A 13908-nucleotide genomic window follows, 5' to 3' on the forward strand; every position below is an offset into this window, starting at 1 on the left:
CTTAATTTTTTGTGTAATCACGAGCACCAAAGATAGCGGTGCCGATGCGCACCATTGTGCTACCTGCCGCAATCGCGGCTTCCATATCGTCGCTCATACCCAGAGATAAGGTATCAACGTCAGGGTAGCGCGCTTTCAGCCCGGCAAATGCTACAGCCATTTGACGTGCGACTTCAAACTGCCTTACATAATCTGACTCTGGCGCCGGGATCGCCATCAGTCCGCGAAGCCGCAGGCGCGGCAGTGTAGCCACCGCAGCGGCCAGCTCATCCAGTTCCGCCAGCGGAATGCCTGATTTGCTGTTTTCATCGCTGATATTAATTTGGATCAGAACATTTAGCGCTGGCAGATTATCCGGACGCTGTTCGCTCAGGCGCGAGGCGATACGCAGGCGATCGATGGTATGACACCAGTCAAAATGCTCGGCCACCAGCCGACTTTTGTTGGACTGTAAAGGGCCTATAAAGTGCCAGTGCAGGCCTTCCACTTTCGCTTCCTGAAAGTGGCGGATTTTTTCCACCCCCTCTTGTACATAATTTTCACCAAATGCCCGTTGTCCGGCGGCAATGGCTTCTGCGATGTCGCTCGCAGGTTTGGTTTTACTCACTGCAAGCAACGTAACTTCTTCTGAAGAGCGGCCGCAACGCGTTGCCGCGGCGGAGATTTTGTCCCGGATGTGTGCCAGGTTATGCGCGATATCGTTCATTTTCCGAGGATGTTTATATGAATATGGAAGAAATTGTGACGCTTAGTGTAAAGCATAACGTCTCGGATCTACACCTGTGTAACGCCTGGCCTGCGCGATGGCGCAAACAAGGACGCATGGAGATCGCGCCTTTTACCGCGCCAGATGTCGACAGGCTTCTGCTTGATTGGCTTAATGACGCGCAACAATATCAGTGGCGAACGCACGGCCAGCTTGATTTCGCCGTCTCGCTGGCCAGCACGCGGCGCCTGCGCGCCAGTGCGTTCACACATCAACAGGGAACGTCGCTGGCGCTACGGCTATTGCCCGAGCGTTGTCCTGATCTGGCGGAAATCCAGACGCCGCCGATAGTACCCGCACTGCTTGCCAGCGAGAACGGACTGATTCTGGTCACTGGCGCTACTGGCTGCGGGAAGTCCACCACGCTGGCGGCGATGGTGGGATATCTTAATCAACATGCCGATAAACATATCCTGACGCTGGAAGATCCTATTGAGTACCGTTACACCAGCAAGCGTTGCCTGATACAGCAGCGGGAAATCGGCCAGCATTGCGCCACTTTTGCCGCCGGGCTGCGCGCGGCGTTGCGTGAAGATCCCGATGTCATTTTGCTGGGAGAGCTGCGTGACAGCGAGACCATTCGCCTGGCGCTGACGGCGGCGGAAACGGGGCATCTGGTACTGGCAACCCTGCATACTCGCGGTGCGGCGCAGGCGGTGGAAAGATTAGTGGATAGTTTTCCGGCGCAGGAAAAAGAACCGATACGCAGTCAACTGGCGGGTAGTCTGCGCGCCGTACTATCGCAAAAACTGGAGGTCGACAGGCAGGATGGGCGCGTGGCGTTGTTTGAATTACTGATTAATACGCCAGCCACAGGGAATTTGATCCGTGAAGGCAAACACCATCAGTTGGCCCACGTGATACAAACCGGGCAGCAGCAGGGGATGATGACATTCGCCCAGAGCGCGCAATGGCGTCAGGCGCAGGGACGGCTGTAGCGAACATGGCGGCGTAGGGGGGGGTAAAGTGTTGACTGGCGCGGTGGATTGAACGGCATACAGGCTTGTATCCTGGCGAACCGGCGTTAAAATCGCAGCTTTGTTAAAACCACAGCGAAGCCATTTAACGATGTCATCACAACCGAATCAAAGCCTGATAGATGGCATTCGCTGTCTGCAATATCTGGTCTCCAGCGACCGTGCTATCGGATGTCGCGAGCTTGCCCGGCTGATGGATGTTAATACCACGCGCGTTAATCGCCTGTTAATGACGATGGCCTCTATTGGACTCACGATGCAGGATGAGCACCGACGCTATTTACCCGGGCCAGGCATTCATGCTTTGGCGGCGCAGGCGATTCGCGGTTCAGCGCTGTTCTCCCATGCGTTGCCTATCCTTGAGCGCCATGCGCCCAGAGACATCGTGGTGGCATTAGGCGTGCTATGGGAGGACCAGATTATCTATATTTATCACTCTACGCCGGGTTCGCAGGGAAGTCAGGCGCTGGCGGGGTTTCGCATGTGCCCGGCCTGGCAGTCGGTAACAGGAGTGGCGTTACTGGCGGCAGAAAGCGATGAGGCGCTAATGCAGCGTTTTACTCCGGAGCAGTGGCGTAATCTGGCGCCGCATGTGGCGCAGCAGCGCCAGCGGGGATACGTGCTGTGGCATCACGCTGATGGTGAAGTTTCTATGGCGCAACCGCTAGACAAGCACGCCGCAGCGCTGGCCTTTGCGGGAATGTGGCGGATTGATGAGGCGGAGGCGGCTGCACGTTTACAGGCGTTGAAGGCATTAAACCAGCTTATTGCCCACTAAGCCTGGCAACCGTGACCGCGTTATCCGCCTGCTGACAAAAACGGCTTTAATACCCCTGTTCAAAATAGCTTTCGAGGATAATCACGGCGGAGGCCGAGTCCACTTTGCCTTTGTTCAGCGCGCGATACCCACCTCGTTCAAACAGACCGGAGCGTGCTTCAACGGTGCTGAGTCGTTCATCGTGCAGCGTGACAGTTACCCCGAAACGCCCATGAATACGGTTGGCGAATTTACGTGCGCGCGCCGTCAGCGGTTGTTCAGTGCCATCCATATTAAGCGGTAGCCCGACAATAATTTCGTCTGGCTGCCACTCTTTCAGCAAACGTTCAATGAGCGTCCAGTCGGGCGTGCCGTCCTGTGCTTTGATTGCCGGAAGCGGACGGGCGGTGCCGGTAATGCGTTGTCCTATTGCAACGCCGATGCTTTTTGTGCCGAAGTCAAAGGCCAGTAAGGTGCCGCTCATCAGGCGTGCCCCGCAACGCCAGGCATGGTCAGAATATCAATGCCAATAAGTTTTGCCGCTTCGCGCCAGCGCTCGGCAATGGGCGTTTTGAACAAAATATTGAGATCGGCGGGCGCGGTAAGCCAGGCGTTATCAAGCAACTCTTGTTCAAGCTGGCCTTTATCCCAGGAGGCGTAGCCCAGCGCGACCAGCACATCGGAAGGCTGTTGTTGGGTTCCTAACGTTTCCAGCACATCGCGGGAGGTGGTAATCACGGTATTGTCTGAGATACGAATGCTGGAGGCGAAACGTGACGGCGGAGTATGGAGAATAAATCCGCGATCTTCCGCCAGCGGGCCGCCGAGCATCACGGCTTTATCAAGACGAATTGCCGAATCGCGCGGTTCCGGCGTAATTTTTAGTTTTTCCAGAATCCCTTCAATTTGCAGATTTTCCAAAGGCTTATTAACAATAATCCCCATAGCGCCGTCCTGGTTGTGCTCGCAAATATACACCACGGAACGGCGGAAAATCGGGTCCTGGAGCGCAGGCATGGCAATAAGAAAGTGATGCTGTAAATTCATTGTCAGAGGTTCTGTTTCCTGGTTCAAAAAAACGACAGCGTTCAGTATGTGGGGAAAGCGGACGGTTGTCACTCATATAAGCCGTCTTTTGCCAAAGGACGGCGGCCTTATCGGGCAATAGATTGCCGGATGGCGATGCTGATGCGCCGCCTTATCCGAGCGGGGCGGCGTGATTGCTCAGGCCCGGTAAGCGCACGCCACCGGGCAATAAACCTTTACTTCGCCAGACGCGCTTCGATGGCGTCCATCAACATCCCGGTGATAGAGATCGGGTATTCCGCTTCAATTTCACGCACGCAGGTTGGGCTGGTCACGTTAATTTCCGTTAAGCGGTCGCCGATAATATCCAGACCGACGAAAATAAGCCCTTTGGCTTTAAGCGTCGGCCCAACGCGGCGGGCGATTTCCCAGTCGCTTTCGCTCAGCGGACGGGGTTCGCCGCGACCACCAGCCGCCAGGTTGCCGCGGGTTTCGCCGCCCTGCGGAATACGCGCCAGGCAGTAAGGCACCGGCTCGCCGTCGACGACCAGTACGCGCTTATCGCCATCTTTGATCGCGGGCAAATAGTTCTGCGCCATGCAGTAGCGGTTGCCCAGCTCGGTCAGCGTTTCGGCAATAACGCCTATGTTAGGATCGCCTTCCTTAACGCGGAAAATGGACGCGCCGCCCATACCGTCCAGCGGTTTCATAATGATATCGCCGTGCTTTTCCCAAAACGCTTTGAGCTGCGCTTTATTGCGCGTTACCAGCGTTTCCGGCGTCAGATCGGCAAACCAGGCAGTATACAGTTTTTCATTACAGTCGCGCAGGCTTTGCGGTTTGTTGACGATAAGCGTCCCTTCCTCTTCAGCGCGTTCCAGAATATAGGTCGCATAAATAAACTCGGTATCAAACGGCGGATCTTTACGCATCAGGATAACGTCGAGGTCGGCGAGTTTAATCTCCTGCTCGCTGCCGAACTCGTACCATTTATCGTAATTTTGCTCCACGCTCAACGTTCGCGTGCGGGCGCGGGCTTCGCCGTTAATCAGATAAAGGTCGGCCATCTCCATATAATGAAGTTCATAACCACGACGTTGGGCTTCCAGCAGCATAGCGAAACTGGTGTCTTTCTTGATGTTGATGTGTGCGATGGGGTCCATCACGATGCCGAGCTTGATCATTATTTTCTCCGTTAACGCTTCATCCTAAGTCGCCAAAACGCACCTGTAGCGCGGTAATGGCGGTGAGCGCGGTTGTCTCAGTACGCAGAACGCGAGGTCCTAACAGAATATCAGTAAACTGATAGCGCGCGGTCATCGCGATTTCGTCCGCCGACAGCCCGCCTTCCGGGCCGATCAGCAGTCGGACGCGTTCAACCGGCAGCGGCAGAGTGTTGATGCTGGCATGGGCGCGCGGATGAAGATTGAGCTTCAGCCCGGAATCTTGCTCGGCGCACCAGGCTTCCAGCGCCATCGGCGGGCGAATTTCCGGCACCCGGTTACGCCCGCATTGTTCGCAGGCGGCGATGGCGATCTTTTGCCACTGCTGGCGCTTTTTGTTCAGACGTTCATTATCCAGTTTAACGCCGCAGCGCTCAGAGAACAGTGGCGTAATGAGGCTTACACCTAGTTCGATCGATTTCTGGATAGTAAATTCCATTTTTTCACCGCGCGACATCACCTGGCCCAGATGGATATGTAGCGGCGATTCACGATCGTCGATTTCGCCTTTCATCACTTGCACTTCAACGCTTTTCTTAGTGGCGCTAATGATTTCAGCATCGAATACCTGATTGCTGCCGTCAAACAGCTGTAACGCTTGTCCCGCTCCCATGCGCAGTACACGACCAATATGGTTGGCCGCATCTTCGCATAACGAAATCTGCGTACCGGACGTCAACAATTCAGGGTGATAAATGCGGGGAATACGCATAATAAAAAAATCCGCGTCATGGCCCCGGCGTTTGGCTATCCAGGGCATGGGTTAACAAGAATCCCGCTAGTGTAGGTTAGCTCTTTCGCGCCTGGCAAGCGCGTTGCACATAGGGATTATGATTACCCTGGACCTTCGCGATACGCGCATCGCGCTCGCACTCCCAGGCGGTAACGGGGTACTGCTTATCCCAGACGTTAAAAAGCTGCGTTTGTTGGCGGGAAAGTTTCAGTTGGTATTGGTCGCGCATATAAAAATAAGTGCGGGCGATTGCGCCACGGGCGCGGGCGGGCGGCTCGGCGATTTTCGCTTTAAAATCCACTTTCATGGCGCATTGCCCGTACTGACCTTCGCCGCCGTTCCACTGGCTATACATAAAGTTGCCGCGATCGCCATTCACTTCGCCAATCGCGGGTTGCAGGTTATGCATATCGCTTTCCATTTTGCGGTAGACAGGGTCTTTAGCGCAGTTTTTTCGCCCGCCGTCCTGCCAGCACTGGCGCTGATGACCGAATTGCCAGGCGGGGACAACGTGCTCCCACTCAATGCGTCTGGCGCGATTCTCGTTTTTACGCACCTTATAGCCGCAGGACTCCAGGTCTACGACGCCTTTTTTACCCTGCCAGCGGATTTGGCACCCGCAGTAAAAGCTGCCGGGCGCGTCAGCATTGACTTTGACGCTCGCCGCTTTGGCCTGAGAAAAATTGTTAATGCCATCGGCCAGGGCCTGGTCTGAAAACGCTGCGGCCAGCAACGCAGCGGCAAAAGAAAAATTACGGTACATTGCACACTCCATAGCAAAACGAGCCCGCAACGTAACGAAAGTTGTGTCTGTATGCAATCAGTCCGCTCAAGAAAGTTCCCGGACGTTTCGGGAAACTACCCGGCGACCAGTGGTTCGCCGCAGTGAACGCAACGATAAACCGCTTCGCCGCGTACTACCCGATTATGACGGCGGACGGTGAGTTGATGTTGCTGGCATTGGCAATGGTAGGGAAAGGTATTGCGCCGTACGGATTGCAGCGCAAATTGATGAGTACGTCTGGCCGGAACGCCCAGCACGCTTTCCATCATCCACTTCCATTCCTTGCCATGCGGAGCCTTGCGTCCGAAGTGCTTCCACACCAACAGATGCGCCAGTTCATGCGGCACGACCTCTGCAATAAATGTGTCGATGTTTTCCAGCAGTAACACCGGGTTGAGGCGGATTTCGTAGCTCTCCAGCCAGGCGGTGCCCGCCGAGGTGCCGCGTTGCGTATACACCAGTTTCGGCTCCGGATAATGTCTATCGAGCTTGAGGTTCGCTTGGGCGAGATTTTCCCGCAGACGGCGCATCACGGCCTGCTGGATAGCGATAGGGAGACGAGGGGTTTTCATAGCGGCAGAGAATAGTGCGACGGAAGAGGGACTGCAAGAAAAACGCTTCCTCCTGTGGCAGGAGGAAGCGTGGAGGGATTAGTCGTGGGCGCCGATTTCGCGCAGTTTACGACCTTTCATCAGGTTACGTTCAATGTGTTCCAGCGAAACGTGTTTGGTTTCCGGCACCAGCCACAGGGTCAGCAGGATAAACAGTACGTTCAGGCCAGCGTAGACCCAGAAAGTGTTGGCGTTACCCAGATTGTTCAGCATGGTCAGGAACGTTGCGCCGACGATCATATTGGCGATCCAGTTGGTCGCGGTGGAGCAGGTGATGCCGAAATCGCGGCCTTTCAGCGGCTGGATTTCGGAGCACAGTACCCAAATCAGCGGACCAGCGCTCATCGCAAATCCAATGATGAACATCAGCAGCATAGCGATAGCGAAGTATTGCGCAGACGGCGAATGGATGCCGATGTGCATCATCGTACCCAGAATCCCCATACCAATCGCCATGACCAGGAAGCCCAGCGTCAGGGTCGGCTTGCGGCCCCAGCGGTCAACCAGGCCGATAGCGATGAAGGTTGCCAGTACGTTAGTCAGACCAACAATAACGGTGCCCCACATCTGCTCCGTGGTATTCGTGTACCCCGCCAGTTCGAAGATTTTCGGCGCGTAATACATGATGACGTTCATCCCGGTAAATTGCTGCATGACCTGCAACAAAATGCCAAGAAACACGGCGCGGCGGAAGTTGCTGTTCTCTTTGAACAGCGCCCAACCGCTCTGTTTAACCTGCAAACTTTCGCGAATTTCATCGAGCTCACGTTTTGCTTCCGCACTGGTGTCACGCAGGCGCAACAGGACGCGTTCAGCATCATGGAAACGGCGTTTTGCCGCAAACCAGCGCGGGCTGTCCGGCAGGAAGAAGACGCCGATCAGCAGCAGAATGGCCGGGATGATGATCACGCCGAGCATCCAGCGCCATGCGCCGCTGTAGCTGAACGCGGTATCGGACAGATAAGCGCCCAGAATCCCGATGGTGATCATGAGTTGGTACATTGAGATCATACTGCCGCGAATTTTTTCCGGCGCGATCTCGGACAGGTACAACGGTGCAGTGTAGGAAGCGACGCCGACGGCCAGACCCAGCAGCACGCGAGAAAGAATCAGGACTTCAACGTTAGGCGCCGCAGCGGAGAACAGCGAACCGGCGACGAACAGGATAGCGCCGATCATCAGGCTTTTTTTACGACCCAGCTTAAAGGAGAGCCAGCCGCTGCCGACAGCGCCAACGGCCGCGCCAAACATCATGGAGCTGACCACCCATTCCTGAGTGTGTGCGGTAATCTGAAACTCGTCGGTAATGAAGGGTAAAGCACCGGCGATAACGCCGATATCCAGGCCAAAAAGTAATCCTGCCAGGGCTGCAAGAAAGCAGACAAAAAATGTCATGGCCTTGTTGGAACGCCCTTGTTTTTTATTGTCAGGCATTATGCCCTCCGGTTGGGTTAGCAATTTTATCGATGTTAAGAGTAGGTGAGTACGCCGTAAAAAGATGTGAGGCTAATCACAATGGTGTAATCGTTTACACTACTATTTATCGCAGTGATTATTTAATCATATGAAAAATAATAGTTTTAATAATCTTATAACCATATCAATCGCCTGGTATTCAGACAAAGTTGAAAAACTATGTAATATTTTCATCGCAGAATTAGCATACCGATAGTGATGTGGTCAGTTCTTAATGAAAATGAATGTAACCGCTTTCATGGTGACTGAAACTGAATGATAAAAAGTGTAGTCGAAGAAACGAAAGGGGAGAGTGGATTGTGCTGCGCATCACAAAAAGGTCAGTATAAATACACGCTGGAATATCTGATAACGTTGCGTGTATCAGTAATGATAAAGGCCAGCAGGGCGCTGACCTTTATAAGTACGGTATGGTTTACCTGACTGAAAAACAGCGTCAGGCGCGGGCGATTATTTCAGACCGGCAGCGTCGCGCAGCAGTTGCGCTTTGTCGGTTTTTTCCCATGGGAAGTTTTCGCGACCGAAGTGGCCGTAAGCCGCGGTTTCTTTGTAGATCGGGTGCAGCAGATCCAGCATCTGAATCAAACCGTACGGGCGCAGGTCGAAGAATTCGCGCACCAGCAGAATCAACTGTTCAGCAGGCACTTTTTCAGTACCGAACGTTTCCACCATGATGGACGTTGGCTCCGCTACGCCGATAGCGTAGGAGACCTGGATTTCACAGCGATCCGCCAGACCTGCCGCCACGATGTTTTTCGCGACATAACGCGCAGCGTAAGCTGCAGAACGGTCAACTTTAGACGGATCTTTACCGGAGAAGGCACCGCCGCCGTGACGCGCCATACCGCCGTAGGTATCAACGATGATCTTACGACCGGTCAGACCACAATCGCCCATCGGGCCGCCGATAACAAAACGACCGGTTGGGTTGATAAAAAACTTAGTGGACGTATTTAACCATTCAGACGGCAGAATGGGTTTGATGATCTCTTCCATCACCGCTTCTTGCAGCGATTTTTGGTCGATATCTTCTGCGTGCTGTGTAGAGAGAACCACGGCGTCGATACCGACGATTTTGCCGTCGTCATACTGGAAAGTGACCTGGCTTTTTGCATCCGGACGCAACCATGGCAGGGTGCCATTTTTACGCACTTCAGCCTGACGCTGTACCAGACGGTGCGCGTAGGTGATTGGCGCAGGCATCAGTACGTCGGTTTCATTTGTCGCGTAGCCAAACATCAGGCCCTGGTCGCCCGCGCCTTGTTCCAGCGGGTCTGCGCGGTCAACGCCCTGGTTGATATCCGGAGACTGTTTGCCAATTGCGCTCAGTACCGCGCAAGAGTTGGCGTCAAAGCCCATGTCGGAATGCACATAGCCAATTTCGCGCACCGTATTACGGGTAATCTCTTCGATATCGACCCAGGCGCTGGTGGTGATCTCACCGCCAACTAAAACCATGCCGGTTTTAACGTAGGTTTCACAGGCGACGCGTGCTTTCGGATCCTGTTGCAGGATAGCGTCCAACACGGCATCAGAGATTTGGTCGGCGATTTTGTCAGGATGCCCTTCTGATACGGACTCAGACGTAAAAAGGTGTTTTGCCATATTTAATTTCACCTAAGGAGAATTTAGTTAGCTCAAACTGTTGTGCGGAATAGTCAAGGTAGAAGATTCTACCATGAGTCTGAAGGTCACTGACACTGGCAGTCTGAGTGTTAATCAGTATGGATGGATTAACATCTGGACGGCTATTTTAGGTCACTTCTTCGCTCAATTTCCAGCTTTTTTTGAAGGCCGTCGCATTGTCGGTCAAAATCAGGCGGTAAACCTTTCTGACGATGCTGACATTATGCGCATTTATGCTTTGCTTTTTTTCTGTGTTCTGGGTATAAAACGCGGCGCGCGGCTCATACAAAAGCACACGACGTTTTCTTCGTGTCGCCACTTCCAGCCGGGTTAAAACGTTGCTTTGGCTTGTGGGTTCGTCTTACGAGGCGGCCGTGGAGGTGATACGAGATAATGAACCGTTGTATTCTGCTGAATCTGTCGCATCGTTCTGGTGCGCGCATGTCCCCCGCAATCTGCATCTCTGCTTTGCATACCTGCCGATGTTATACCCATCTCGGCGCTTCTCAGGATTCCAGAGCCGGCAATGGCGCTGAAGACTGAACAAGGGCGCTCTTGTTAACGCAAGAGTTTTCTCGTGGTTTCGCCGAACCGTTATCTGTGAGTTCGGTTACGTGTTTACAATGATATGAAAAAGAAACCGGTCGCGCAGGCGGAGCATCAGCGCTATCTGCTGGAAAATCCGCTTGTCTATGGGTTGTTATCGCGTCTTCGGATTGCGATAGTAGTCAACTGTTTTACACTTGCTAATAAAAATTGAGGTTCGCTATGTCTGACGACATATCTATGGGTTCGCCTTCGTCAGCAGGCGAACAGGGTGTACTACGCTCCATGCAGGAGGTTGCAATGAGCTCCCAGGAAGCCAGCAAGATGCTGCGCACTTACAATATTGCCTGGTGGGGCAATAACTACTACGACGTCAACGAGCTGGGCCATATTAGCGTATGCCCCGATCCCGACGTACCGGAAGCGCGTGTCGATCTTGCCAAACTGGTGAAAGCGCGCGAAGCGCAAGGCCAGCGTCTGCCGGCGCTGTTCTGCTTCCCGCAGATCCTGCAACACCGTTTGCGTTCAATTAACGCGGCGTTTAAGCGTGCGCGTGAATCTTACGGTTATAACGGCGACTACTTCCTCGTTTACCCGATTAAGGTCAATCAGCATCGCCGCGTGATCGAGTCCCTTATCCATTCCGGTGAACCGTTGGGGCTGGAAGCGGGGTCAAAAGCGGAACTGATGGCGGTGCTGGCGCATGCCGGCATGACCCGTAGCGTGATCGTCTGTAATGGTTATAAAGACCGTGAATACATTCGGCTGGCGCTGATTGGCGAGAAGATGGGCCATAAGGTTTATCTGGTCATCGAAAAGATGTCTGAAATCGCGATTGTGCTGGAAGAAGCCGAACGCCTGAACGTGGTTCCTCGTCTGGGCGTGCGTGCGCGTCTGGCCTCTCAGGGGTCCGGTAAGTGGCAATCCTCCGGCGGCGAAAAATCAAAATTCGGCCTGGCGGCGACCCAGGTGCTGCAACTGGTGGAGACCCTGCGTGACGCCGGGCGTCTGGACAGTCTGCAATTGTTGCACTTCCACCTGGGATCGCAGATGGCGAACATTCGCGATATCGCGACCGGCGTGCGCGAGTCCGCGCGTTTCTATGTTGAGCTGCATAAGCTGGGCGTGAATATCCAGTGCTTCGACGTGGGCGGCGGTCTGGGCGTGGATTATGAAGGTACCCGCTCGCAGTCCGACTGTTCCGTGAACTATGGCCTGAACGAATATGCCAATAACATCATCTGGGCGATTGGCGATGCCTGCGAAGAGCATGGTTTACCGCATCCGACGGTGATTACCGAGTCTGGGCGCGCCGTCACTGCGCACCATACGGTACTGGTCTCTAACATTATCGGCGTGGAGCGTAACGAATACACGGATCCGACTGCCCCTGCTGAAGATGCGCCGCGCGCGCTGCAAAATCTGTGGGAAACCTGGCAGGAGATGCATAAGCCTGGCACCCGCCGCTCGCTGCGTGAATGGCTGCATGATAGCCAAATGGATCTGCACGATATTCATATCGGCTACTCTTCCGGTGCGTTCAGTTTGCAGGAGCGCGCCTGGGCGGAGCAACTTTATCTCAGCATGTGCCATGAAGTGCAGAAGCAACTGGACCCGCAAAACCGTGCGCATCGTCCGATTATCGACGAACTGCAAGAGCGGATGGCGGACAAAATGTACGTCAACTTCTCGCTGTTCCAGTCGATGCCGGACGCGTGGGGAATCGATCAGCTCTTCCCGGTGCTGCCGCTGGAAGGGTTAGATCAGGTACCGGAACGTCGTGCCGTGCTGCTGGATATTACCTGTGATTCCGATGGCGCTATCGACCACTATATCGATGGCGACGGTATCGCCACGACGATGCCGATGCCGGAATACGATCCAGAGAATCCGCCAATGCTCGGCTTCTTTATGGTCGGCGCCTATCAGGAGATCCTCGGTAACATGCACAACCTGTTTGGCGATACTGAAGCGGTTGACGTGTTTGTCTTCCCGGATGGTAGCGTCGAGGTTGAGCTGTCGGACGAAGGCGATACCGTTGCGGATATGCTGCAATATGTGCAACTGGATCCGAAAACGCTGTTAACGCATTTCCGTGACCAGGTAAAACAGACGGATCTGGACGATGCGTTGCAGCAGCAGTTCCTTGAGGAATTTGAAGCGGGACTGTACGGTTATACTTATCTTGAAGACGAGTAGTCGTTGATGCCCGGTGGCGCTGCGCTTACCGGGCCTACGAATGCAGGCTGGATAAGGTAAAGCCGCCACCCGGCAGAATGCTATACTCACTTGAACCCGTATGAATTAACGGCGATAATTCGCCGCAATAGCGATTTACAAATCAATCCCTTCCTCGTCGGGTTTAACGACGCGGAGGGGATTTTTTTTCATCTGTTTTAATGCAACGACTCTAAAAGAGGTCAGGACATGAGCACCTTAGGTCATCAGTACGATAACTCACTGGTTTCTAATGCGTTTGGTTTTTTACGTCTGCCAATGAACTTCCAGCCGTATGACAGCGATGCCGACTGGGTGATCACTGGCGTACCGTTTGATATGGCAACGTCCGGTCGCGCTGGCGGTCGTCATGGCCCGGCGGCGATCCGTCAGGTGTCGACCAACCTCGCCTGGGAACATCACCGTTTCCCGTGGAATTTTGACATGCGCGAGCGCCTGAACGTCGTGGACTGCGGCGATTTAGTGTATGCGTTTGGCGATGCCCGTGAAATGAGCGAAAAATTACAGGCGCACGCTGAAAAACTGCTGTCTGCAGGCAAGCGTATGCTCTCTTTCGGCGGCGACCACTTCGTCACGCTGCCGCTGCTGCGCGCCCACGCGAAACATTTTGGCAAAATGGCGCTGGTACATTTTGACGCGCATACCGATACCTACGCGAACGGCTGCGAATTCGATCACGGCACGATGTTCTACACCGCGCCGAAAGAAGGCCTGATCGATCCGCATCATTCGGTACAGATCGGTATTCGCACTGAGTTTGACAAAGACAATGGCTTTACCGTGCTGGATGCCTGCCAGGTCAACGATCGCGGCGTGGATGATATTCTCGCTCAGGTGAAACAGATCGTCGGCGATATGCCGGTCTATCTGACCTTTGATATCGACTGTCTGGACCCGGCGTTTGCGCCTGGCACCGGTACGCCGGTGATCGGCGGTTTGACCTCCGATCGCGCCATTAAGCTGGTACGCGGTCTGAAAGATCTGAACATTGTCGGTATGGATGTAGTGGAAGTCGCGCCGGCTTACGATCAGTCAGAGATCACCGCTCTGGCGGCCGCGACGCTGGCATTAGAAATGCTCTATATCCAGGCGGCGAAGAAGGGCGAGTAAGTTGTTTTGCCGGATGGCACTGCGCTTATCCGGCC

The 13908-nt window shown here is 54.2% G+C and carries 16 protein-coding genes; 7 read left to right on the forward strand and 9 right to left on the reverse strand.

Annotation, left to right across the window (positions count from 1 at the left end; all coding sequences use genetic code 11):
* Nucleotide 1: 1 nt before the first annotated feature.
* Nucleotides 2-706: a YggS family pyridoxal phosphate-dependent enzyme gene (locus tag ACLD4K_RS14925; protein ID WP_000997790.1), complete on the reverse strand. Its 705-nt coding sequence runs from the start codon at nucleotides 704-706 to the stop codon at nucleotides 2-4.
* Between the two features lie 17 nt (nucleotides 707-723).
* On the opposite strand from ACLD4K_RS14925, the gene ACLD4K_RS14930 reads away from it, so the two are divergent.
* Both ACLD4K_RS14930 and ACLD4K_RS14935 read left to right on the forward strand, forming a co-directional pair.
* A complete protein-coding gene (locus ACLD4K_RS14930) occupies nucleotides 724-1704 on the forward strand; it encodes a type IV pilus twitching motility protein PilT (RefSeq protein WP_411012077.1) in 981 nt (326 codons plus the stop codon).
* Between the two features lie 130 nt (nucleotides 1705-1834).
* Nucleotides 1835-2521 carry an IclR family transcriptional regulator gene (locus tag ACLD4K_RS14935; protein ID WP_411012078.1) on the forward strand — a complete coding sequence of 229 codons (687 nt, stop codon included), beginning with the start codon at nucleotides 1835-1837 and terminating at the stop codon, nucleotides 2519-2521.
* Nucleotides 2522-2567: 46 nt separating this feature from the next.
* Here ACLD4K_RS14935 and ruvX read toward each other — a convergent pair whose 3' ends face one another.
* From ruvX to metK, 8 genes are all read right to left on the reverse strand, one after another.
* Nucleotides 2568-2984: a Holliday junction resolvase RuvX gene (gene ruvX, locus ACLD4K_RS14940; protein ID WP_000017096.1), complete on the reverse strand. Its 417-nt coding sequence runs from the start codon at nucleotides 2982-2984 to the stop codon at nucleotides 2568-2570.
* A complete protein-coding gene (locus ACLD4K_RS14945) occupies nucleotides 2984-3547 on the reverse strand; it encodes a YqgE/AlgH family protein (RefSeq protein WP_001053171.1) in 564 nt (187 codons plus the stop codon). Before ACLD4K_RS14945 ends, ruvX begins: the two co-directional genes overlap by 1 nt.
* A 215-nt stretch (nucleotides 3548-3762) precedes the next feature.
* Nucleotides 3763-4710 (reverse strand): glutathione synthase, encoded by a 948-nt coding sequence (gene gshB / locus ACLD4K_RS14950; RefSeq protein WP_000593248.1) that lies wholly within the window; start codon nucleotides 4708-4710, stop codon nucleotides 3763-3765.
* Between the two features lie 19 nt (nucleotides 4711-4729).
* Nucleotides 4730-5461: a 16S rRNA (uracil(1498)-N(3))-methyltransferase gene (rsmE, locus tag ACLD4K_RS14955; protein ID WP_058331719.1), complete on the reverse strand. Its 732-nt coding sequence runs from the start codon at nucleotides 5459-5461 to the stop codon at nucleotides 4730-4732.
* Nucleotides 5462-5537: 76 nt separating this feature from the next.
* Nucleotides 5538-6245, reverse strand: coding sequence for a deoxyribonuclease I (gene endA, locus ACLD4K_RS14960; RefSeq protein ID WP_000286114.1), 708 nt, complete (start codon nucleotides 6243-6245; stop codon nucleotides 5538-5540).
* 95 nt (nucleotides 6246-6340) lie between these two features.
* Nucleotides 6341-6838, reverse strand: a complete 498-nt coding sequence (locus ACLD4K_RS14965) for a SprT family zinc-dependent metalloprotease (protein ID WP_000856775.1) — start codon at nucleotides 6836-6838, stop codon at nucleotides 6341-6343.
* A 78-nt stretch (nucleotides 6839-6916) separates the two neighbouring features.
* On the reverse strand, nucleotides 6917-8311 hold the full coding sequence (gene galP, locus ACLD4K_RS14970) for a galactose/proton symporter (protein ID WP_183059934.1): 1395 nt from the start codon (nucleotides 8309-8311) through the stop codon (nucleotides 6917-6919).
* A gap of 492 nt (nucleotides 8312-8803) precedes the next feature.
* A complete protein-coding gene (gene metK, locus ACLD4K_RS14975) occupies nucleotides 8804-9958 on the reverse strand; it encodes a methionine adenosyltransferase (protein WP_001062140.1) in 1155 nt (384 codons plus the stop codon).
* Between the two features lie 73 nt (nucleotides 9959-10031).
* On the opposite strand from metK, the gene ACLD4K_RS14980 reads away from it, so the two are divergent.
* The 5 genes from ACLD4K_RS14980 to speB all read left to right on the forward strand — a co-directional run bounded on the left by ACLD4K_RS14980 (nucleotide 10032) and on the right by speB (nucleotide 13873).
* Complete coding sequence (locus ACLD4K_RS14980; protein WP_183059933.1) at nucleotides 10032-10313, forward strand: hypothetical protein; 282 nt, start codon at nucleotides 10032-10034, stop codon at nucleotides 10311-10313.
* A gap of 59 nt (nucleotides 10314-10372) precedes the next feature.
* Nucleotides 10373-10522: a hypothetical protein gene (locus ACLD4K_RS14985; RefSeq protein WP_001751809.1), complete on the forward strand. Its 150-nt coding sequence runs from the start codon at nucleotides 10373-10375 to the stop codon at nucleotides 10520-10522.
* Between the two features lie 85 nt (nucleotides 10523-10607).
* Complete coding sequence (gene yqgB / locus ACLD4K_RS14990) at nucleotides 10608-10739, forward strand: acid stress response protein YqgB (RefSeq protein WP_000729109.1); 132 nt, start codon at nucleotides 10608-10610, stop codon at nucleotides 10737-10739.
* Between the two features lie 8 nt (nucleotides 10740-10747).
* Nucleotides 10748-12724 (forward strand): biosynthetic arginine decarboxylase, encoded by a 1977-nt coding sequence (gene speA, locus ACLD4K_RS14995; RefSeq protein ID WP_001278462.1) that lies wholly within the window; start codon nucleotides 10748-10750, stop codon nucleotides 12722-12724.
* A gap of 228 nt (nucleotides 12725-12952) precedes the next feature.
* A complete protein-coding gene (gene speB / locus ACLD4K_RS15000) occupies nucleotides 12953-13873 on the forward strand; it encodes an agmatinase (RefSeq protein ID WP_000105550.1) in 921 nt (306 codons plus the stop codon).
* Nucleotides 13874-13908 lie beyond the last annotated feature (35 nt).

The organism is Salmonella sp. 741265055_HSA, from assembly GCF_046569525.1.
Classification (GTDB): Bacteria; Pseudomonadota; Gammaproteobacteria; order Enterobacterales; family Enterobacteriaceae; genus Salmonella; species Salmonella enterica.